Raw genomic sequence first — 21,175 nt, 5'->3', positions numbered from 1 at the left:
ACTTTGTTCCGGTCATCAGGACGTTAGCCATCTATACTCATAGGCAGGATAAAAATATGCGGAGCAGGAGGAAAGCCATGCCCGGGCGCTTTGAACTGACATCTACCCTGGCGAAAATCTGGCACGCCCCGGATCATTTTCGCCTCCTGGACCCACTGCCCCCGATGCACCGCCGGGGAATTATCGCTGGCTTCCTGTTGGTGATTATCGGCATTCTGCTTCCCTCAGACGATAGCCAAAACCCGGCGTCCACCAGCCGTGAAGCAAACCTGAATCTGCAGTCGCAGTCCCAACCGCAAGCTGGCGGCAATCAGGCCGTTCCGCTGCCGCCGATCACCAATACGCCTACCGTGAGCGATGCCGACCAGATGGCGCCGGTCGCCCCGGAGCCGATTCAGGATGAGCAGCCGGATCAGGCGCAGACGCAGCAGCCCGCCGCCTCCCAGCCCTATCAATCCTCATCGCAGCAGTCCGCGCCGGGCATTGAGCAGCAATGGCGGACCTATCGCATCGAGTCAGGCAAAACCCTGGCCCAGCTGTTCCGCGATCATGGGCTGCCGGCCACCGACGTTTACGCCATGGCGCAGGTTGAAGGCGCAGGTAAACCATTAAGCACGTTGCAGAGCGGACAGACGGTGCAGATTCGGCAGAACGCCAACGGCGTGGTCACCGGGCTCACTATTGATACCGGCAACGGCCAGCAGGTGCTGTTTACCCGCCAGTCGAACGGCAGCTTTGTGCGTGCGCGCTAGCAGCGAAGACGACAGCGAGCGTTACGCCGCCGCAAAATGAAAGGCGCTAAAAAGCAAAACGCCGGCACAAGGCCGGCGATTTGTTGTTACCAGAACGTCAGAGGCCGATTACTCAGCAACCACGTTGATGATAACTTTAGCGAAAACTTCGCTGTGAACCTGGAAGTCCACTTCGTGCTCGCCAACGTTACGCAGAACGCCGTTCGGCAGGCGAACTTCGCTCTTAGCAACTTTAACGCCTGCTGCAGTGACAGCGTCAGCGATGTCGCGAGTACCGATGGAACCGAACAGTTTACCTTCGTCGCCGGCTTTAGACGCGATGGTTACGGATTCCAGGGCGTTGATCTGCGCAGCACGAGCTTCAGCAGCTGCCAGAACGTCAGCCAGTTTGGCTTCCAGTTCAGCGCGACGTGCTTCGAAGAATTCAACGTTTTTCTTGGTAGCAGGAACAGCTTTACCCTGCGGGACCAGGAAGTTACGAGCATAGCCCGCTTTAACGTTAACCTGATCACCCAGGCTACCCAGGTTTGCTACTTTATCAAGCAGAATAACTTGCATTACCTTATCCTCTCAAAGTCGTATTAATGGACCGTGACCGATTACTGATGACGATCAGTGTACGGCAGCAGGGACAGGTAGCGAGCGCGTTTGATAGCGCGAGCCAGCTGACGCTGGTATTTTGCACGGGTACCGGTGATACGGCTCGGGACAATCTTACCGCTTTCGGTGATGTAGTTTTTCAGCGTAGCGATATCTTTATAGTCGATCTCTTGAACGCCTTCCGCGGTGAAACGGCAGAACTTGCGACGACGGAAATAACGTGCCATATGGCTAGTCTCCAGAATCTATCAATTCAATCTGCTCGGCATGCAGAACCATTTTGCTCAAGCCGTTCTTTGCCTTATGGCAAGAGATGAACCCTCGAACGGTTACTGCGCTACCGACCGTTATACTGTGAGTAATGGCCTGGTTCTCGTGACCGCTAATAATAACGGGCATTTGACACCATGCCTGCCGGTGAAAACCGGCTTCCTCCTGCACTGAACGATGCTCAAGCACGAACTGGCAGTGAGGAATTCCTGACGGGCTGACCTTACGAAGTGGAGTCCTGCAAATAATGCCGGACAGCTCCAGACGGTTGGTCATCAGGATTACTCTTCAGAATCCCCAGCTTCAGAATCATCTGCGGTTTCGTTGGCGAAATCTTCGCGACGCTCACGGCGCTCGTCTTTCGCTTTAACCATCGGAGATGCTTCGGTAACAGCGTGCTTAGTACGCATTACCATGCTGCGGATAACGGCGTCGTTGAAGCGGAAGTTAGTTTCCAGCTCATCGATCGCTTCCTGCGGCGCTTCAACGTTCAGCAGAACGTAGTGAGCTTTGTGCAGTTTGTTGATCGGATAAGCCAGCTGACGGCGGCCCCAGTCTTCCAGACGGTGGATCGTACCTGCTGCTGCAGTGATTGCACCAGTGTAACGTTCGATCATGCCCGGAACCTGTTCGCTCTGGTCAGGATGGACCATAAAAACGATTTCGTAATGACGCATCGAATTGCTCCTTACGGATTATTCAGCCTCCTGTCTGGGTCAGCCGCGGCCCATGGAGGCAAGGAACGTGTTAAAGGGCGGCTGAAAAATTGACGCGTCATTCTAATGGCGGCCCCCCAGGAACACAAGCGCATTTGCACAAATAATTCGCACTAAGCGCCAAGTGGCGCTAAGTGGGTGATTTAAAATTAACCAGCAAAGGAAGCGGCATTTTTTTGAACAACTGCATCAGAAAAGGTCGCGATACGCCGTTCAATCAGCGATTACACTTAAATCAGAAACCCAATGACCACAGGAGAGCCCCGAGTCAGCGTCAGGACTGTCAGTCAGGAGCGTAGTATATGAAACTGAAAATCATCGCCATGATGGCTGCGCTTTTCTTCAGCGCCAACGCGTTGGCAGCTATCCAAATCACCGAACGACAGGCCCGCAACATGGACGATGTGCAGAGCCTCGGCGTTATCTATATCAATCACAATATGGCCACTGAGCACGAGGCCGAACAGGCCCTTAGCCAGCTGAGCGATGCGCAGGGGGCGAAATATTTTCAGCCCATCCTGATGCACGAACCAGAAACCAACGGCCCGCTTCGCGCCAGCGCGGTGATTTACCGCTAATGTCGGGTCCATTCTTCGCCTCTCCTCGCGAGGGGCGAAGCAAGGCCAGCGGCTAAACGCAATTGAGAATAATTTTATAAATCAACTTATCAGCGTCATCGCAACCTGATTTAATCAGCCACTCGCCATTTGATATTCAGGAGTGATTGATGGTTCCGCGTTTCGCCACCTTAGGCCGCATCCCCAAAGGCGTTTGGGTACTCGGCGGCGTCAGCCTGCTGATGGATGTGTCGTCCGAGATGATCCACAGTCTCTTACCGCTGTTTATGGCCACCACCCTCGGCGCCAGCGTGATTATCATCGGTCTTATCGAGGGGCTGGCGGAAGCCACCGCCCTGATCCTGAAAATCTTCTCCGGCGCGATTAGCGACTACGTCGGTAAGCGCAAAGGGCTGGCGCTGCTGGGCTACGGCCTGGGCGCGCTCAGCAAGCCGCTGTTTGCCATCGCCCCGACCGCCGGCGTGGTGTTTAGCGCCCGCATGATCGACCGCGTAGGCAAAGGCATTCGCGGCGCGCCGCGCGACGCGCTGGTCGCCGACGTCACCCCACCGGAGATCCGCGGCGCCGCCTACGGGCTACGTCAGGCGCTGGATACCGTTGGCGCCTTTCTCGGCCCGCTGCTGGCGGTGCTGCTGATGTTTATCTGGGCCAACGATTTTCACGCTATATTCTGGGTGGCGGTTATTCCCGCCGTGCTCTCTATTCTCCTGCTGGGTTTTGGCCTGCAGGAGCCAAAATCCGCCATCGACCATCAACGCAGTAATCCGCTGAAGCGCGAAAATCTGCAAAAGCTCTCCGCCGCCTACTGGTGGGTGGTCGCCATCGGCAGCATCTTCACCCTCGCCCGCTTCAGCGAAGCCTTTCTGGTGCTGCGCGCCCAGCAGATGGAGATCCCGCTGTTTACCATTCCGCTGGTAATGGTGGCGATGAACCTGGTCTACAGCGTTACGGCCTACCCGTTCGGCAAGCTCTCTGACAGCATGAGCCACAGCAAACTGCTGCAGTGGGGACTGCTGGTGCTGATCCTCGCCGATATCGTGCTGGCCCTCAGCGCCCACTGGAGCACGCTGCTGGTCGGGGTCGCGCTGTGGGGAATTCATATGGGGATGACCCAGGGGCTGCTGGCGGCGATGGTCGCCCATACGGCGCCGCCGGCGCTACGCGGCACGGCGTTCGGTATGTTCAACCTGATGAGCGGCCTGGCGCTGTTGCTGGCCAGTACCGGCGCAGGCGTGCTGTGGGAAACCTTCGGCGCCGCTTCGACGTTTTACGCTGGCGCGATAATTTGCGTGGTCACGCTCATCGGCATGCGCGCTATGCCGTCGGCTTATCGTCAGGGCTAAAAACGGCTCCGGGGCCAGACCAGTTGCTTTACCGTGACGGTGAAAGCCCCGGAGCGCGTCGTTTACTTCTGCCCGTAGTAGGCGTTCGGCCCGTGTTTACGCAGAAAATGTTTTTCCATCAGCCAGCTGTCAATCGGCTGCAGCCGCGGATTAATGCCGCGGGCAATCCACGCCATGCGCGCCACCTCTTCCATCACCACCGCATTGTGCACCGCCTCGTGGGCGTCTTTCCCCCAGGAGAACGGCCCGTGCTGATAGACGACGATCCCCGGCGTATGCAACGGGTTTGCCTCGCCCAGCGTTTCGATAATCACCTTCCCGGTGTTCAGCTCGTAGCCCTCATCCACTTCCTGCGCGCTAAGCGCCCGGGTGCAAGGGATATCGCCGAAAAAGTAGTCCGCATGGGTGGTGCCGAGCGCCGGGATCGCCAGCCCCGCCTGCGCCCAGGCGGTAGCGTGCGTCGAATGGGTATGCACCACCCCGCCAAGGCCGGGATAACGGCGATAGAGCGCCAGATGGGTAGCGGTATCAGAGGAGGGACGTCAGCGTGATCCGCGTTTAAAGATGCTGCTGGAAAAAGGCGACCGTCGTGGCCAGCGCCTCCGGGGTGATGCGATGGCGGACGCCTTTCTGCCAGACGCAGGTCAGCCTGGCGGCAAGATCGCTCTGCCTGAGCGCCTGCTCAAGCCGGAAGGTCTCTGCCGGCGGCACCACGTCGTCGGCATCGCCATGCCAGAGCAGCAGCGGCCGCCGGGCGAGCGACGCCAGCTGATGACTGACATCCCACTCGCTGAGGCTGTCGCCATCAAAGCCAGGCGAGGGAAACAGGGTTTGCGACAGCGAACGAAAATAACCCGCCCCCATCAGGCAGGCGACGCTGTTCAGCTCGGGATGATGCGTCATGATACCCAGGGCCGTCATTCCCCCCATCGACGCCCCCGCCACCGCCAGTCGCTCTCCTTCCAGCCAGCCTTCGGCGATAATCGCCTCGCGCAGCGCGGGAAACTCTCTGAAATTCTGCTGCAGGATCGGCCAGAAGCGCTGCATCCGCCCGGTCTCATCACCGTGATAGCGCGCGCCATGCTCCGGCGCGTCCGGCATAATCACCCGGAAACCCGCCTGGGCCAGCGCCACTGCAAAGTAGCTGTAAACCAGTTTTGACGAGGTAAAGCCATGATAAAAGACGATACAGGGCAGTGGCTTATCCAGACTCTCCTGCGGGCAGGCATGCAAAATTTCGCCACCGCCGAGGTTGCGCATTTCTAGTGCAATCATTTATCGTCTCCCTTCTCTATTGTGGTTAGGCGGCATGGGAAAATGCATTCACCAGGCAACCCCGTTTGCTACGATTCATAATGTTGAGAACCCGGTTACGCTTTCACAACATTTTCATTCGAAAATCGCGTCAGAGATAACAGTTCGGGAACATTCCCCGGAAATCCTGTTAAGGCTACCACTACACTATCACTATCAGGAAACGAGATATGGTTATGCGCAGGTTTTGTCCGTGGTTACTGGCTATCGTCCTCAGCGGGTGTAGCGCTCTGCAGGGAACGCCGGAAGCCCCGCCGCCCGCCACCGACCATCCGCAGGAGATCCAGCGCAACCAGACGGCTGGCCTGCAGAAAATGGCCACGGTGAGCGTACTGATGTACGGTTCGCCGATGGATGTCGAAGCGGCGCTGAAGGCCAAAGCAGAAGCAGCCAAAGCCGATTACTACGTCATCATCATGATCGATGACACCATGGTACCCGGCCAGTGGTATTCGCAGGCGATCCTCTATCGTCGATGACGAGGCGGCGTCTTTAAATCTGCTTTACACAGCTTTGCGTCCATTCACGTTCTCCTGTGCATAATAACGTTCGGCCAGCCACCTGGCAGGACGTTAGCAACGGACTGCCCTTGGGACTACGTGAAATGGAGCTGACGATGAAACGATCTTTTACCCTATCCAGCCTGCTGTTAACCACTGCGACGGCCAACACCTCCGCGCAGTCAGCCGAATTCGCCAGTGCGGATTGCGTCACCGGCCTGAATGAAATCGGTCTGATCTCCGTCGCTAATCTTTCCGGCAGCCAACAGGATGTGGAGCACGCCATTGCCCGCAAAGCGGACGAGCAAGGCGCCTCCTGGTATCGCATTATTCAGATGTACGAGGAACAACAGCCGGACAGCTGGCGCGTGCAGGCCATTCTCTACGCCTGAGGCGCCTGGCGCCCCCGCCCCATGGCCCGCAGCAGCAGGTCGTCGAGGGTCGGCGCGTCAAGACGTATGCCGCCGCGCGTGTCGAGCATCATCCGGCACCAGGCTTCGGCCAGCGGCGGCGAAGCGAAACGCAGCATCTGCGCCCCCGCCCCCAGACGATAGACCAGCCGGGCAATCTCTCTGCCCTGCTCTTCGGCGGGTCGTTTCAGCAATTGCTGCAGCTGACGCCATGCGCGGTCGAGATGGCGGTTCTGTCCTTTCACCTCCGCACACTCCGCGGCCAGCAGCTCCATCGCCGCCGGCTGCTTGCTCAGCACCCGCATCACATCGAGGCACATAATATTGCCGGAGCCTTCCCAGATGCTGTTGACCGGCATCTCGCGATACAACCGCGGCAGCTCACTCTCCTCGCAATAGCCGATCCCTCCCAGGACTTCCATCGCCTCAGCGACGAACGGGATGCCGGCCTTGCAGATGGCAAACTTGGCCGCAGGCGTAAACAGACGCGCCCAGGCGCTTTCCCGGGCATCATCCCGACGGTCCCAGGCCCGCGCCAGACGAAACAGGAACGCGGTTTGTCCTTCAAGACGGAGCGCCATTTGCCCCAGCAGCTGGCGCATCATCGGTTGATCGACCAGATTTTTACCGAACGCCTGGCGCTGTAGCGCATGATACAGCGCCACCGAGAAGGCCCGGCGCATCAGGGCATGGCTACCCAGCGCGCAGTCAAAGCGGGTCAGGCCGCCCATCCCGAGGATCTGCCGCACGCCGTCGCCCTCGTCGCCCACCAGCCAGCCGCAGGCGTCATAAAACTCCACTTCGCTACTGGCGTTGGAGCGGTTGCCGAGCTTTTCTTTTAAGCGCTCCAGCCGCACGCCGTTGCGCTGTCCGTCGGGCAGCAGGCGCGGCACAAAGAAGCACGACAGTCCCGCAGGCGCCTGGGCCAGCACCAGGTGGGCATCGCTCTGCGGCACCGAGAAGAACCATTTGTGTCCCACCAGCCGGTAAAACCCTTCCGCCGTTTTCTCCGCGCGGGTGGTATTGCTCAGCACATCGGAGCCCCCTTGCTTCTCGGTCATCCCCATGCCAATCAGCAGGCCGCGCTTCTGGCCGCCCGGCGCGAGGTGGGGATCGTAACGGTCGCTCAGCAGCGGCGACAGCCAGTCGCCAAAAGGCGCGGGCAGGGCGTGCTGCAGCAGAGGCGTCGCGGCGAAGGTCATGGTAATCGGGCACAGCGTTCCGGCCTCTACCTGGGCGTGGAGCAGAAAGCGAGCGGCGCGCGCGACAAACGCGCCTTCACGGGCCTCCTCCTGCCAGGCGAGATTATGCACCCGGTTCGCGCACAGCCCCTGCATCAGCAGGTGCCAGGCGGGGTGGAAGCGAACGTCGTCCAGTCGGGCGCCGGTGGCGTCATAGCGCAGCAGCTCCGGCGGGTTGCTGTTGGCCAGGCGTCCCAGCTCCAGCGATTCTGCGGTCCCCAGCTGCTGGCCAATGCTGGCGAGCAGATCGCCATCCCAGCCGGCGCCTTCACGGACCACCGCTTCACGCAGGGCGGTATCGGACAGGAACAGATTGCTGTTATTCAGCGGGGTCGGTTGATTAAAAACGGTGTGCGTTTGCCAGTGCATCGTGTCTCCCTCCATCAATGGCGATAACCATAAGTATGGTTATCCAGGGAGATACTCGCCCGCGAGAACGGTCACAAAAAAGCCATCCCGGAGGATGGCTTTTCAGTTCCGTCAGCGGATCAGCTTAGCTGCGCTGGCGTACCGCCTCAAACAGGCAGATGCCAGTGGCCACCGAGACGTTCAGCGAGGAGACGCTGCCCGCCATCGGGATGCTGATCAGCTCATCACAGTGCTCGCGGGTCAGGCGGCGCATACCTTCGCCTTCCGCGCCCATCACCAGCGCCATCGGCCCGGTCATTTTGCTCTGGAACAGCGTATGGTCGGCTTCACCTGCGGTTCCGACGATCCAGACGTTCTCCTCCTGCAGCAGGCGCATGGTGCGCGCCAGGTTGGTGACGCGGATCAGCGGGACGTTCTCCGCCGCGCCGCAGGCCACTTTCTTCGCCGTCGCATTCAGCTGCGCGGAACGATCTTTCGGCACAATCACCGCGTGCACGCCGGCAGCATCGGCGCTGCGCAGGCAGGCGCCGAGGTTATGCGGATCGGTCACGCCGTCAAGGATCAACAGGAACGGCTGATCGAGCTGCGCCAGCAGATCCGGCAGATCGTTCTCCTGATACTGACGCCCCGGCTTCACACGGGCAATGATCCCCTGGTGTACCGCGCCTTCGCTCTTCTCATCGAGGAACTGGCGGTTGGCCAGCTGAATCACCACGCCCTGCGCTTCCAGCGCGTGGATCAGCGGCAGCAGGCGCTTATCCTCACGGCCTTTCAGAATATAAACTTCCTGAAAACGCTCAGGTGCGCGCTTCAGCAGTGCCTGCACCGCATGGATGCCGTAAATCATTTCACTCATTGATGTACTCGTTTTAGGTTCTGTTATCCGCCCTTCACCCCGTTCTGCGTCAGCAGACTTCAGAGTGAAGGGTGGTCAATCACTCGGCGCTCTTCTTCTTTGCCGCGCGCTTGGCTTTGGTCGCGGCGGCGATTTTCTGCGTTTTCGCCGACGGTTTTTTCGCTTTCTTCTCGCCTTTCGGCTTCGCTTTCGCCTGGTCTTTTTCTTTGCGGAACGCGCTGTCCGGCTCGAAGTTCACCTGCTTACCAACCTGACGACGACGGCCGCCCGGTTTGCCGGAGGTGCTCTTTTTCGCTTTCTCACGGGCGGTTTTGCCGACATTACGCGGCGCGCGCTCGCTGGAGATCAGGGTAAAGTCGATTTTACGCTCGTCCATGTTGACCGCTTCCACACGGACTTCCACGCGGTCGCCCAGGCGATAGGTCTGCCCGCCGGACTCGCCGATCAGACGCTGCCCCACCTGGTCGAAACGATAGTAGTCGTTATCGAGGGAGGAAACATGCACCAGGCCGTCGATAAACAGATCGTTGAGACGAACGAAGAAGCCAAAGCCGGTTACGCTGGCGATAACCCCGGAGAAGATATTGCCTACCTGATCCTGCATGAAGTCACACTTCAGCCAGTCGGAGACTTCGCGCGTCGCTTCATCGGCGCGACGTTCGGTCATCGAGCAGTGCTCGCCCAGCTGCAGCATCTCTTCCATGCTGTAGTGCCAGCCGCCGGTCTCCGTGCTATTGCCTTTATGCCCCTGCTCTTTGGCCAGCAGATATTTGATGGCGCGGTGCAGCGACAGATCCGGGTAACGACGGATCGGCGAGGTGAAGTGGGCATAGGACTGCAGCGCGAGGCCAAAGTGGCCGCGGTTTTCCGGATCGTAGACCGCCTGCTTCATCGACCGCAGGAGCATCGTCTGCAGCATTTCCGCATCCGGGCGATCGGCGATGGAGGTCAGCAGTTCGGCGTAATCGCGCGGCTCCGGCTTGTTGCCGCCCGGCAGTTCCAGACCCAGCTCCGCCAGCACGCTGCGGAACGCGGTAATCGCCTCGGTGCTCGGCTTATCGTGAATACGGAACAGCGCCGGCTCCTGCGCCTTCTCAACGAAGCGCGCAGCGGAGATGTTCGCCAGGATCATGCACTCTTCAATCAGCTTGTGCGCATCGTTACGCTGGGTCTGTTCGATACGCTCGATACGGCGCTCGGCGTTGAAGATGAATTTAGCTTCTTCACTTTCAAATGAGATACCGCCGCGCTCTTCGCGGGCGCCATCCAGCACCTTGTAGAGGTTATGCAGTTCTTCAATATGCTTCACCAGCGGCGCGTAGTGCTCACGCAACTCCTGGTCGCCCTGCAGCATATGCCACACCTTGGTATAGGTCAGGCGAGCATGTGAACTCATCACCGCTTCATAGAATTTATAACCGGTCAGACGGCCTTTTGACGAAATCGTCATCTCGCATACCATGCACAGGCGATCGACCTGCGGGTTCAGCGAGCACAGACCGTTAGACAGCACTTCCGGCAGCATCGGCACCACCTGCGACGGGAAGTAGACCGAGGTTCCGCGGCTGCGCGCTTCAGCGTCCAGCGGCGTCCCCGGACGCACGTAGTAGCTGACGTCGGCAATGGCTACCCACAGGCGCCAGCCGCCGCCGCGTTTCTTCTCGCAGTACACCGCGTCATCGAAGTCGCGGGCATCTTCGCCGTCAATGGTGACCAGCGGCAGGGAGCGCAGATCGACGCGCCCGGCTTTCGCCTCTTCCGGCACCTGCTCTTTCAGGCCGGAAACCTGGTTTTCTACCGCCGGCGGCCAGACGTATGGAATTTCATGGGTGCGCAGCGCCATATCGACGGCCATGCCGGTACCCATGTTGTCGCCCAGCACTTCGACGATTTTCCCCACGGCTTTGGTGCGGCGGGTCGGGCGCTGGGTCAGCTCGACCACCACCACGTAGCCCATACGCGCGCCCATAATCTCTTCCGGCGGGATCAGGATATCGAAGCTCAGGCGACTGTCGTCCGGGACGACGAAACCGACGCCAGCGTCGGTAAAGTAGCGGCCAACAATCTGGCTGGTTTTCGGCACCAGGACGCGGACAATGCGCGCTTCGCGGCGGCCCTTGCGGTCCGCGCCCAGCGGTTGGGCCAGCACCTGGTCGCCATGAATACAGGTTTTCATCTGCTCTGACGACAGGTAGAGATCGTCTTTGCGCCCTTCAACGCGCAGGAAACCATAGCCATCGCGGTGGCCGATAACGGTACCTTTGAGGAGATCAAGGCGCTCCGGCAGCGCATAGCACTGACGGCGGGTGAAGACCAGCTGACCGTCGCGCTCCATCGCGCGCAGGCGGCGGCGCAGCGCTTCGGTTTGCTCTTCGCCCTCGATATTTAACTCGATGGCCAGCTCATCGCGGCTGGCAGGCTTTTCCCGTTTGGTTAAATGTTCGAGGATAAATTCCCGGCTCGGGATTGGGTTCGCGTACTTCTCAGCTTCGCGTTCCTGGAATGGATCTTGTGACATATCGGTTCCTCCGTTGTCATCTCCGGCAGAGTGGCGTCACTCCACCAGCAATAATTTATAAAGCGGTTGATTCTTCTCAACCAAATCAGCCAGCGTATAGTTATCCAGTTCCTTGAGAAAACTCTGCGCGGCTTCAGCTAGCGCCTGTTTCAAACGACAGGCTGGTGTAATGTGGCAAAACTCGCTGCTGCAGTTGACCAGCGATAAGGGTTCAAGGTCGCGCACCACGTCACCGACGCGGATCTGTCCTGCTGGTTTGCCGAGGCGAATGCCCCCGTTCTTCCCCCGCACGGCAGTTACGTAGCCCATGCGACTTAACTGATTGATTATTTTAACCATATGATTACGGGAGACGCCATAGACCTCGGTCACTTCCGAGATACTGGTCATCCGTCCTTCCGGCAGCGACGCCATATAAATCAGCGCCCGTAGTCCGTAATCGGTGAAACTCGTTAACTGCACATAAACCTCAGGGAAAAGAAAACAGGGTATGTCGAGCGACATCATTATTATTGATGATAAACCAGCCAGCGCTCAGGCCGCTAATTTATTTAAAATGGGGCGGGCGAACAGCAAAAACAAGGGCGCCCGAACGGCGCCCCTTGCGAGTGATTATGCGTCGAACGGGTCGCGCAGAATCATGGTCTCGGTACGGTCTGGACCGGTAGAGATGATATCAACCGGAACGCCGGTCAGCTCTTCAATACGCTGGATGTAGTTCAGCGCTGCCTGCGGCAGGCCGCTGCGCTCTTTCACGCCGAAGGTGGTTTCAGACCAGCCCGGCATGGTTTCGTAGATAGGCTCGATACCTTCCCAGTTGTCGGCTGCCAGCGGAGTGGTGGTCACTTCGCGGCCATCCGGCATACGGTAGCCAACGCAGATTTTCACTTCTTTCAGGCCGTCGAGGACGTCCAGTTTAGTCAGGCAGAAGCCGGACAGGGAGTTAATCTGCACCGCGCGACGAACCGCGACGGCGTCCAGCCAGCCGGTACGACGACGACGACCGGTGGTGGCGCCGAATTCGTTACCCTGCTTGCAGAGGAACTCGCCGGTTTCATCAAACAGCTCGGTCGGGAACGGACCCGCGCCTACGCGAGTCGAGTAAGCTTTGATGATCCCCAGAACGTAATCCACATAACGCGGGCCCAGGCCGGAGCCGGTCGCCACGCCACCGGCGGTGGTGTTGGAAGAGGTTACGTACGGATAAGTACCATGGTCGATATCCAGCAGCGTGCCCTGCGCGCCTTCGAACATCACGAAGTCGCCACGTTTACGCGCCTGATCCAGCAGGTCGGAAACGTCCACCACCATGCCGGTCAGGATGTCGGCAATCGCCATCACATCGTCCAGCACTTTCTGGTAGTCAACGGCTTCTGCTTTGTAGAAGTTCACCAGCTGGAAGTTGTGATATTCCATCACTTCTTTCAGTTTATCGGCGAAGGTTGCTTTATCGAACAGATCGCCAACGCGCAGACCGCGACGAGCGACTTTATCTTCGTAAGCCGGGCCGATGCCGCGACCGGTGGTGCCGATAGCCTTCGCGCCGCGCGCTTTTTCACGTGCCACGTCCAGCGCCACGTGATAGTCAAGGATAAGCGGGCAGGCTTCAGAGAGCAGCAGACGCTCGCGAACCGGGATACCACGGTCTTCCAGGCCCTTCATCTCTTTCATCAGCGCAGCCGGAGACAGCACGACGCCGTTACCGATGATGCTGGTGACGTTTTCACGCAGAATGCCTGATGGAATAAGATGGAGAACGGTTTTTTCACCGTTGATTACGAGAGTATGGCCGGCGTTGTGACCACCCTGGTAGCGCACAACATATTTAGCCCGTTCTGTCAGGAGATCGACGATCTTCCCTTTACCTTCGTCACCCCATTGGGTGCCCAGTACGACGACGTTGTTACCCATTTTTCAAAATCACCGTTTGCTTAAAAATGGATTCTACCATCGCTTTTTCAGAGTTACAGCACTTTTTGCATCCAAAATAAGGCAAATCCGACCACTTTTTGATCAGCCAATCGATTTCCTCAACATGTAGTAGATCACAATCCCGGCAACCACAAGTCCGCCGCCAAAGCGCCGCAATAAATTATCCGGGAGCTGGCTCAGGCTGGCGACCATCTTGCGCCAGGCGCGCGGATAAAGTAGCGGGCCAAGCCCTTCGAGTACTAAAACCAGCGCCAGCGCCAGCCAAATGGTGGAGTTCATCGTCAACCCTAATTGAAAAGTATCATCGCCGCCTTCGTAGGCGTCATCGGCCAGCACAGTGAATTCATTCACTCATTTCACATTGTCCCGTATTTCAGCTTCATTATGAACCAGCAAAGTGAAACATAATTCACAACTAATTGTATTGATGGATATTTTTTAAACTGTAACTATGCCGTCGCGTACTACAACCCGGTACGTCTACATAATCAGGAAGATTATCATGAGAGAATTAACCGCATTTGAAATCGAAAATGTGAGCGGCGCAGGTTGGTTACAGGATGGCCTGGCCTCCTTAGGTAGCAAGGTCGGCGCCGCCGTATGGACGATGGGCACCGATGCCCTGAGCATCAACCTGCCGCTGCTTGGCACCATTAATCTGGCCGATCTGGCGCCGGACCTGGGCAAAACCCTGGGCGAAAGCGTTGGCTCATCTATCGGCGGCACCATCGAGAGTACGCTGGCGAGCCTGCCGGTGATCGGCGGCCTGCTGAACAAGCTGCTCGGCAACTAATTCACGCCGTCGTAGCATAAAAAAAGGCGCCTGTCTCAGGCGCCTTTTTGCATTAACCACTGTAGGTTACTGTCATCTTCGACTTATTTACGCACCGAATCCGGTGAACGCATATAGCGGAAGAAATCGCTATCCGGGCTCAGGACCATGACATCCTGATTGCTCTGGAAGCTCTTCTCATAGGCGCGCAGGCTACGAATAAAGGAATAGAAGCCCGGATCCTGGCTGAACGCGTCGGCAAACAGTTTTGCCGATTCCGCATCGCCTTCACCACGCAGGATACGGCCCTGGCGCTCGGCTTCCGCCAGCGTCTTGGTGACTTCATAGTCCGCGGTCGCGCGCAGTTTTTCCGCCTCTTCCTGACCCTGTGAACGGTGGCGACGAGCAACCGCTTCACGCTCCGCGCGCATACGGTTGTAGATCGCTTCCGACACTTCCGCCGGCAGGTTGATCTGCTTGATACGCACGTCGACGACTTCAATACCCAGCGCCGCCATACTGTTCGGGTTGATCACCTGCACTTTGCCGTTGGTTTCAGCTTCCACGCGCTCTGCCGCTTTGGCAATCGCGTCGTCAGCTGCCGGCGTGCTAACCTCGTCTTCCGTACCGGCCGACCCTGAGTTCAGCGCATCACGCACTTCCAGCGTCAGACGGCCACGGGAGTCGGTGACGATGTCTTTCACATCCAGACGGCCGATTTCAGAACGCAGACGGTCCGAGAATTTACGCTTCAGCAGCACCTCTGCCTGGGAGACGTCGCCGCCGCCGGTGGCCAGGTAGTAACGGCTGAAGTCGCTGATGCGCCATTTAATATAGGAGTCGACGATCAGGTCTTTCTTCTCTTTGGTGACAAAACGGTCAGCCTGGTTATCCATGGTCTGAATACGCGCATCCAGCATTTTCACCGATTCGATAAACGGGATCTTGAAGTGCAGGCCTGGCGCGTATACCAGCGGCTTGTTTTCGTCGTCGCGCAGAACTTTACCGAAACGCAGCGTGATACCGCGCTCGCCCTCCTTCACGACAAAGACTGACATGTAGAGCACTACCAGCACGATGACAATGATCGCGATAACAGATTTACGCATCGTTATTCCCCCTGACGCTGGTAGTCGTTACGCTGCGCGTTAGCGCGGCGTTGGTCCATAATGCTACCCCCGGTTGAGCTCGAGGTTGATGAGGTGCTGGCGCTGCCAGTGCTGGATGCAGGCGGCAGACGCAGCAGATCGCTGGCGTCACTGCTATCGCTCTTTGCTGCCGGCGCAGCGGCGCCTTTCAGCATCTGGTCCAGCGGCAGAACCATCAGATTGCCGTTTTTGCTGTCATTAACCAGCACTTTACGGGTGTGGCTCAGCACTTTTTCCATCGTTTCGATGTACAGACGCTCGCGGGTAATCTCCGGCGCGGCTTTGTATTCCGGCAGGATCTTAGCAAAGCGAGCCACTTCACCCTGGGCTTCCAGGACGGTCTGGGTCTTATAGGCGCGTGCCTCTTCGAGGATACGCTGCGCCTGACCATTCGCGCGCGGCTGGACTTCGTTGGTGTAAGCCTCCGCTTCACGAATGTACTGCTGTTCGTTCTCACGCGCGGCAATGGCATCGTCAAACGCGGCTTTCACCTCTTCCGGCGGACGTGCCGTCTGGAAGTTGACGTCCAGCAGAGTGATGCCCATGTTGTACGGGCGAATCGTCTCTTCCAGCTCACGCTGAGTATCGCTACGGATCACGGTACGACCTTCGGTCAGAATGCGATCCATGGTGTATTTACCGATCACCCCGCGCAGCGCGCTGTCGGTGGCCTGACGCAGGCTGTCGTCCGCGCTGGTGACGCTAAACAGATAGCGCTCCGGATCGGTGACGCGGTACTGCACGTTCATCTCAACGCGCACCACGTTTTCGTCAGAGGTCAACATGACGCCGGACGCCGCCAGTTCACGTACCGACTCCACGTTTACTGCCTGCACGTTATCGATAAAGGTCGGCTTCCAGTTCAGGCCCGGCTCAACCAGATGGCTGAACTTACCAAAACGGGTGACCACGCCGCGTTCGGCTTCTTTAATAGTATAGAAACCGCTGGCCGCCCAGATAATCACTGCCGCCGCGGCAACGATGCCGACAATACGCCCGCCCATCGGTCCGCGAGGTCCCTGCGCGCTATTGCCGCCGCCCAGTCCGCCCTTGCCGCCGCCGAGCCCGCCAAGTTTTTTACTTAACTTGCGGAAGATATCATCCAGATCCGGCGGCCCCTGCTCGCGACCGCCTTTGTTGCCATTTCCCTCAGAGTTGCCGCCAGGTTTGCTGCTCCCCCACGGGTCGCGGTCCTGTCCGTTATTACCGGGCTGATTCCACGCCATGTATATGCTCCATATTTGTTTTTGATATCCCCACAGGGGTCAATATCTTCAGGCAAGCTGCAAGGTCAAACCACATAGTCAACAAGCGTTGGCTCTTGCTTACAGAGGCGCCGCCAGTCAACGATCGGCATGCGCACCTGCAGACTCACGCTGCCGTCATCCTCCATCCACTCTTTTTCTATCGCCTGAAGCTGATAGAAACGGCTTCTCAGTCGCCCTTCTTTCGGCGGTAAGCGCAGCGTATGCTGGGCCACTTCACCGGAAAGGCGCTCCGTTAACGCCTGAAAAAGCAGTGGTACGCCAACCCCGGTCTGAGCGGAAAGCCAGACCCGAATCGGTTTATTTTCATCGTCGCGATCGATGCGCGGTTCAAAATCGTCCAGCATGTCGATTTTGTTCATCACCAGCAGCGCCGGGATCTCATCGGCCTCAATTTCAGCGAGAACCGTATTTACCGCATCAATGTTTTCCTGCACGCGGACATCCGCCGCGTCAATCACATGCAGCAGCAGCGTCGCCTGACGCGTCTCCTGCAACGTCGCTTTAAACGCGGCCACCAGATCGTGCGGCAGGTGGCGAATAAAGCCGACGGTATCGGCCAGCACCGTTTCGCCGACGTCAGGGACGTCAATGCGGCGCAGCGTCGGGTCCAGGGTCGCGAACAGCTGGTTCGCGGCATAGACCTCGGCGGCGGTGATCTGGTTAAAGAGCGTTGATTTTCCGGCGTTGGTGTAGCCCACCAGCGACACGGTTGGAATATCGGCTTTCGCGCGCGACCGCCGCCCCTGCTCACGCTGCTTTTCGACTTTTTCCAGCCGCGACAGGATCTGCATGATGCGGTTACGCAATAAACGACGGTCAGTTTCGAGCTGGGTTTCACCCGGGCCACGCAAACCGATCCCGCCCTTTTGTCTTTCAAGGTGGGTCCAGCCGCGGACAAGGCGGGTCGCCATATGGCGCAGCTGCGCCAGCTCGACCTGCAGTTTCCCTTCATGGGTGCGCGCGCGCTGAGCGAAAATATCTAAAATAAGACCGGTACGATCGATAACCCGGCATTCGCACAGGCGTTCCAGGTTGCGTTCTTGCGCCGGACTCAGGGCATGATCGAAGAGCACGACCGAAGCGCCGGTCGCTTTAACGGCTTCCGCAATTTCGACTGCCTTACCTTCACCAACAAAATACTTCGGGTGCGGTGCTTTACGGCTACCGGTAATCACCTGCATTGCTTCGACACCGGCGGAAGAGGCCAGAGTTTCAAACTCCTGGAGGTCTTCCATATCTTTGTCTTGCGAAAAATAGATGTGTACCAGTACCGCCTGCTCACCGGCGTCATAACGGTCAAACAAGCGTAAACCCCTTATAAAATACCAGCGGGGAACGCAGAAAACCTGGCTCCCCGGCGTGGAAAAACAGCACGAGCCTTATTCGGCGTCGTCGCTGTCTTGTTGTGGCGCAGAAGAGCCCTGCGCGCTACCACCGTGGTGATAGTTACTGGAACCGCCGCCAGCATTGTTGCTGTGGTGAGACACCGGGCGAGACGGGACAACAGTAGAAATTGCGTGCTTATAGACCATCTGGCTGACCGTGTTCTTCAACAGGATCACGAACTGATCGAAAGACTCAATTTGCCCTTGCAGCTTGATACCATTCACCAAATAAATAGAAACCGGAACGCGTTCCCGACGCAAAGCGTTCAGGAACGGATCTTGTAAAGATTGCCCCTTAGCCATTCTCTCTTTTCCTTATATGTATGCTTGTTTTGTACTCAGAACCTTACGATTCTCAAAAAAAATTACGCACGATACCGTTTAATTGTACACGTTCAGTTCTGGCTCGCACCAACAACCTGTAATACTTTGTTGAGCGCTTGTTCAGGTTGTTCACTGTCTAACCAGTGCACACCTTCCCAACCGCGCAGCCAGGTGACCTGACGTTTGGCTAACTGTCTCGTGGCGCAAACACCTCGATAAACCATCTCATCATATGGGATCTCGCCATTGAGATATGACCACATCTGGCGGTATCCGACACAACGGATGGAAGGCATATCCGTATGCAAATCTCCGCGGGCAAAAAGCGCCCGTACTTCTGCTTCAAAACCTGAAGCTAACATCTGATGAAAACGCTGTTCTATGCGTTGATGGAGCAGTTCACGGCTCGCCGGGGCGATGGCGAACTGATGCACCTGATATGGCAGAGCGTCTCCTGACGTTTGCGTCAGTTCCGTTAAAGTTTTACCCGAAATGAAAAAAACTTCCAGTGCCCGGGAAAGCCTTTGCGGATCATTTGGATGAATACGCGCAGCCGCCACGGGATCGATCTCCTGTAACTGCTGATGTAACGCGTTCCACCCCTGCTCTGCGGCCTGTTGCTCAATCCGCGCTCTGACCTCTGGGTCAGCGGACGGTAAGGGCGACAATCCTTCCAGCAACGCTTTGAAATACAACATCGTCCCGCCGACTAACAGCGGAATTCGCCCGGCGGCGACAATTTCCGCCATCGCCGCCAGCGCATCGCGGCGAAAATCCGCCGCGGAATAGGCCTCTGCAGGATCCAAAATATCCAGCAGCCGGTGCGGCGCGGCGCTCAGCTCTGCGGCATCCGGTTTGGCGGTGCCAATATCCATTCCCCGATAAATGAGGGCGGAATCAACACTAATCAACTCTACTGGCAAAACTTTACGTAAGGCTATCGCCAGCGCGGTTTTGCCGGAGGCCGTCGGGCCCATTAAAAAAATTGCCTTGGGCAGGCTCGCCTCGGTTACATCATTCATCTTTCAGGGCATTCATCGCCGAATGGAGATCTACAGGTTGTAACAGGCCACCCGGCGGCGTTCTCACCAGCTGCGGGCAAAGACGCTCAACGTCCGCCAGCAGCGCAATCGCCTGCGCCATATTCCATGACGTCTGTTCGCTCGTCAGATTACGCGCCATCCATTGGGCGATATTGCCGACGTCGAATGCGTTTTGCTGCGCCAGGTAGCCTATCAGTTCAGGAATCAAGATTTGTAAATTTTGTTGTCTTAAGGGTAAAGGGACCGCGCGCACCGTCACGTGCAGGGCATCGGTATGCATATCGATCCCCAGCTGCGTCAGCGCCGACTGCGCGGCGGCCAGCGCCTGTTTTTCCCCTTCCGTCACTTTTAACCGCAGGGGGATCAACAGCGGCTGGGCACAGACGGCCTCTGCTCCCGGGGTCAACTGCGCCTGGCGCAGCCAGCGCTCGGCAACGGTCAACGACAGCAGCGCCAGGCCGCCCTCGCGCTCGAGCAGCGCGCAGTCGCGGCTCACAATCGTCAGCACTCTGCCAAAGCTCTGGCTGTGACCGGCCAGTTCCGCCGTGCCCGGAGTCTGTAACGCGGGCTTTGGCGCCGTTGGCGTGTCGAGCAACTGACGATAAAGCGCCCCTTGCTGCTTCTGGTAACCCGGCTGCGCGTGCGGCCAGCTCGCGCCGCCCGGCCTGCCGCTGGAGGTCGCAGACTCACGCGATGGCGTGATGCTGAAACGGGTTGCCGGTTCACGCGCTTCCGACGGCCGCGCAAACTGGTTGCCGCCCGCCGCGATCCGGTTCTCCGGCATCGCACGGGGCGCCGGCGGGTCGTCTTTTTCCGCCAGCGGCGCGTCAAGTTGCTGCTGCAGCACGCTCAGTACGCCCTGGTAGATAAAGTCATGCACCAGGCGCGACTGATGGAAACGCACCTCATGCTTGGCCGGGTGGACGTTCACATCCACCTGATGGGGATCGATCTCCAGATACAGCACAAACGCCGGCTGCTGATCGGCCCCCAGCTTGTCTTCACAGGCCTGGCGGATAGCGTGGTTGATCAGCCGGTCGCGCATCATCCGCCCGTTAACATAGCAATACTGAATTTCCGCCAGCGCAGGGGTGGTATGCAGCGGATCGGCGACCCAGCCGCGCAGGGTCAGATCGCCATGCTGCCACTCAATCGCCAGGGCATGTTCAAGAAAGGCGGCGCCACAGATGGTTCCCAGCCGCCGCTCCCGCTGGCCATCCTGAGCGACTGCCCGGTACTGGCGCATCACCTTGCCGTTATGGCTGAGGTTGATGGTGACGTCGAAGCGCGCCAGCGCAATGCGGCGGACCACCTCGTCAATGTGGCCGAACTCGGTCTTTTCGGTGCGCATAAATTTGCGCCGCGCCGGGGTGTTGTAGAACAGATCGAGGACTTCCAGGGTGGTGCCGACCGGATGCGCCGCCGGCTTCACCGTCACCGCCTGATCGCGGCCTTCGGCATACGCCTGCCAGGCTTCCTGCTGTTCCGCCGTGCGTGAGGTGAGCGTCAGACGCGCCACCGAGCTGATACTGGCCAGCGCTTCGCCGCGAAAACCGAGGCTGATAATGGCTTCGAGATCGTCGAGCGAGGCGATTTTGCTGGTCGCGTGGCGAGCCAGGGCCAGCGCCAGCTCGTCTTTTTTGATGCCGCAACCGTTATCGCGAATGCGAATGAGCTTCGCGCCGCCGCGTTCGATATCAATATCAATTCGCGTGGCGCCCGCATCAAGGCTGTTTTCAACCAGCTCTTTCACCACCGACGCGGGCCGTTCCACCACTTCGCCGGCGGCAATCTGGTTGGCGAGCTGCGGCGGCAGAACCTGAATCGGCATCCCCT

General features: G+C 58.3%; 23 protein-coding genes and 1 pseudogene. 6 read left to right on the top strand and 18 right to left on the bottom strand.

All coding sequences use genetic code 11. The features are described 5' to 3' along the window. The first annotated feature begins 77 nt into the window (after window positions 1-77). Window positions 78-752 (top strand): LysM-like peptidoglycan-binding domain-containing protein, encoded by a 675-nt coding sequence (locus tag ACOI7D_RS23085; RefSeq protein WP_023291729.1) that lies wholly within the window; start codon window positions 78-80, stop codon window positions 750-752. 108 nt (window positions 753-860) lie between these two features. Here ACOI7D_RS23085 and rplI read toward each other — a convergent pair whose 3' ends face one another. From rplI to rpsF, 4 genes are read right to left on the bottom strand one after another with little or no spacing between them, the layout of a single operon-like run. Continuing rightward, window positions 861-1,310 carry a 50S ribosomal protein L9 gene (gene rplI / locus ACOI7D_RS23080; protein WP_004206464.1) on the bottom strand — a complete coding sequence of 150 codons (450 nt, stop codon included), beginning with the start codon at window positions 1,308-1,310 and terminating at the stop codon, window positions 861-863. A gap of 41 nt (window positions 1,311-1,351) precedes the next feature. Then, window positions 1,352-1,579, bottom strand: a complete 228-nt coding sequence (gene rpsR, locus ACOI7D_RS23075) for a 30S ribosomal protein S18 (protein ID WP_000135199.1) — start codon at window positions 1,577-1,579, stop codon at window positions 1,352-1,354. A 4-nt stretch (window positions 1,580-1,583) separates the two neighbouring features. After that, window positions 1,584-1,898 carry a primosomal replication protein N gene (priB, locus tag ACOI7D_RS23070; RefSeq protein ID WP_002885722.1) on the bottom strand — a complete coding sequence of 105 codons (315 nt, stop codon included), beginning with the start codon at window positions 1,896-1,898 and terminating at the stop codon, window positions 1,584-1,586. A gap of 5 nt (window positions 1,899-1,903) precedes the next feature. Further along, window positions 1,904-2,299, bottom strand: coding sequence for a 30S ribosomal protein S6 (gene rpsF / locus ACOI7D_RS23065; protein ID WP_008807174.1), 396 nt, complete (start codon window positions 2,297-2,299; stop codon window positions 1,904-1,906). A 341-nt stretch (window positions 2,300-2,640) separates the two neighbouring features. Between rpsF and ACOI7D_RS23060 the strand changes: the two genes are divergently transcribed. Then, window positions 2,641-2,916 (top strand): DUF1471 domain-containing protein, encoded by a 276-nt coding sequence (locus tag ACOI7D_RS23060; RefSeq protein ID WP_004206463.1) that lies wholly within the window; start codon window positions 2,641-2,643, stop codon window positions 2,914-2,916. A gap of 149 nt (window positions 2,917-3,065) precedes the next feature. Next, on the top strand, window positions 3,066-4,259 hold the full coding sequence (locus tag ACOI7D_RS23055; protein WP_023291728.1) for an MFS transporter: 1,194 nt from the start codon (window positions 3,066-3,068) through the stop codon (window positions 4,257-4,259). A 62-nt stretch (window positions 4,260-4,321) separates the two neighbouring features. Here the strand turns inward: ACOI7D_RS23055 and ACOI7D_RS23050 are convergent. Both ACOI7D_RS23050 and yjfP read right to left on the bottom strand, forming a co-directional pair. Further along, window positions 4,322-4,801: pseudogene (locus tag ACOI7D_RS23050) on the bottom strand (L-ribulose-5-phosphate 4-epimerase); the annotation flags it as partial. A 16-nt stretch (window positions 4,802-4,817) separates the two neighbouring features. Next, the gene (gene yjfP / locus ACOI7D_RS23045; protein ID WP_064155442.1) at window positions 4,818-5,534 is read right to left on the bottom strand and encodes an esterase; all 717 of its coding nucleotides are present in this window, start codon (window positions 5,532-5,534) and stop codon (window positions 4,818-4,820) included. A 209-nt stretch (window positions 5,535-5,743) separates the two neighbouring features. Between yjfP and bsmA the strand changes: the two genes are divergently transcribed. After that, the gene (gene bsmA, locus ACOI7D_RS23040) at window positions 5,744-6,052 is read left to right on the top strand and encodes a biofilm peroxide resistance protein BsmA (RefSeq protein ID WP_023291718.1); all 309 of its coding nucleotides are present in this window, start codon (window positions 5,744-5,746) and stop codon (window positions 6,050-6,052) included. Between the two features lie 137 nt (window positions 6,053-6,189). Then, window positions 6,190-6,465 carry a DUF1471 family protease activator YjfN gene (gene yjfN / locus ACOI7D_RS23035; protein ID WP_004206450.1) on the top strand — a complete coding sequence of 92 codons (276 nt, stop codon included), beginning with the start codon at window positions 6,190-6,192 and terminating at the stop codon, window positions 6,463-6,465. On the opposite strand, the gene ACOI7D_RS23030 is transcribed toward yjfN, so the two are convergent. From ACOI7D_RS23030 to ACOI7D_RS23005, 6 genes are all read right to left on the bottom strand, one after another. Beyond that, window positions 6,456-8,093 (bottom strand): isovaleryl-CoA dehydrogenase, encoded by a 1,638-nt coding sequence (locus ACOI7D_RS23030; RefSeq protein WP_117140840.1) that lies wholly within the window; start codon window positions 8,091-8,093, stop codon window positions 6,456-6,458. The two genes, yjfN and ACOI7D_RS23030, sit on opposite strands and share 10 nt — an antisense overlap. 124 nt (window positions 8,094-8,217) lie before the next feature. Beyond that, window positions 8,218-8,949 (bottom strand): 23S rRNA (guanosine(2251)-2'-O)-methyltransferase RlmB, encoded by a 732-nt coding sequence (rlmB, locus tag ACOI7D_RS23025; RefSeq protein WP_109546723.1) that lies wholly within the window; start codon window positions 8,947-8,949, stop codon window positions 8,218-8,220. 79 nt (window positions 8,950-9,028) lie between these two features. Further along, complete coding sequence (gene rnr / locus ACOI7D_RS23020) at window positions 9,029-11,467, bottom strand: ribonuclease R (RefSeq protein ID WP_023291716.1); 2,439 nt, start codon at window positions 11,465-11,467, stop codon at window positions 9,029-9,031. 36 nt (window positions 11,468-11,503) lie between these two features. Then, window positions 11,504-11,929, bottom strand: a complete 426-nt coding sequence (gene nsrR / locus ACOI7D_RS23015) for a nitric oxide-sensing transcriptional repressor NsrR (protein ID WP_002885667.1) — start codon at window positions 11,927-11,929, stop codon at window positions 11,504-11,506. A gap of 150 nt (window positions 11,930-12,079) precedes the next feature. Further along, window positions 12,080-13,378: an adenylosuccinate synthase gene (locus tag ACOI7D_RS23010; RefSeq protein ID WP_012543110.1), complete on the bottom strand. Its 1,299-nt coding sequence runs from the start codon at window positions 13,376-13,378 to the stop codon at window positions 12,080-12,082. Window positions 13,379-13,480: 102 nt separating this feature from the next. Next, the gene (locus ACOI7D_RS23005; RefSeq protein ID WP_002885664.1) at window positions 13,481-13,678 is read right to left on the bottom strand and encodes a DUF2065 domain-containing protein; all 198 of its coding nucleotides are present in this window, start codon (window positions 13,676-13,678) and stop codon (window positions 13,481-13,483) included. 223 nt (window positions 13,679-13,901) lie between these two features. Between ACOI7D_RS23005 and ACOI7D_RS23000 the strand changes: the two genes are divergently transcribed. Continuing rightward, a complete protein-coding gene (locus tag ACOI7D_RS23000) occupies window positions 13,902-14,192 on the top strand; it encodes a hypothetical protein (protein ID WP_023291715.1) in 291 nt (96 codons plus the stop codon). An 83-nt stretch (window positions 14,193-14,275) separates the two neighbouring features. On the opposite strand, the gene hflC is transcribed toward ACOI7D_RS23000, so the two are convergent. The 6 genes from hflC to mutL form a co-directional block, all read right to left on the bottom strand. Continuing rightward, on the bottom strand, window positions 14,276-15,280 hold the full coding sequence (gene hflC / locus ACOI7D_RS22995) for a protease modulator HflC (RefSeq protein WP_004192484.1): 1,005 nt from the start codon (window positions 15,278-15,280) through the stop codon (window positions 14,276-14,278). Between the two features lie 2 nt (window positions 15,281-15,282). Further along, the gene (gene hflK / locus ACOI7D_RS22990) at window positions 15,283-16,545 is read right to left on the bottom strand and encodes an FtsH protease activity modulator HflK (RefSeq protein ID WP_004206443.1); all 1,263 of its coding nucleotides are present in this window, start codon (window positions 16,543-16,545) and stop codon (window positions 15,283-15,285) included. Window positions 16,546-16,610: 65 nt separating this feature from the next. Then, complete coding sequence (hflX, locus tag ACOI7D_RS22985; protein ID WP_004146725.1) at window positions 16,611-17,891, bottom strand: ribosome rescue GTPase HflX; 1,281 nt, start codon at window positions 17,889-17,891, stop codon at window positions 16,611-16,613. 75 nt (window positions 17,892-17,966) lie between these two features. Continuing rightward, a complete protein-coding gene (gene hfq / locus ACOI7D_RS22980) occupies window positions 17,967-18,275 on the bottom strand; it encodes an RNA chaperone Hfq (RefSeq protein ID WP_002885659.1) in 309 nt (102 codons plus the stop codon). A gap of 92 nt (window positions 18,276-18,367) precedes the next feature. Continuing rightward, the gene (gene miaA, locus ACOI7D_RS22975) at window positions 18,368-19,318 is read right to left on the bottom strand and encodes a tRNA (adenosine(37)-N6)-dimethylallyltransferase MiaA (RefSeq protein ID WP_004206442.1); all 951 of its coding nucleotides are present in this window, start codon (window positions 19,316-19,318) and stop codon (window positions 18,368-18,370) included. Further along, on the bottom strand, window positions 19,311-21,170 hold the full coding sequence (gene mutL / locus ACOI7D_RS22970) for a DNA mismatch repair endonuclease MutL (RefSeq protein WP_060592150.1): 1,860 nt from the start codon (window positions 21,168-21,170) through the stop codon (window positions 19,311-19,313). Before mutL ends, miaA begins: the two co-directional genes overlap by 8 nt. Window positions 21,171-21,175: the final 5 nt, after the last annotated feature.

Source organism: Klebsiella sp. C360 (assembly GCF_048822415.1).
Taxonomy (GTDB): Bacteria; Pseudomonadota; Gammaproteobacteria; order Enterobacterales; family Enterobacteriaceae; genus Klebsiella; species Klebsiella quasipneumoniae.
The sequence above is the reverse complement of the archived record's forward strand: the minus strand, read 5'-3'. Positions and strand labels throughout refer to the sequence as shown.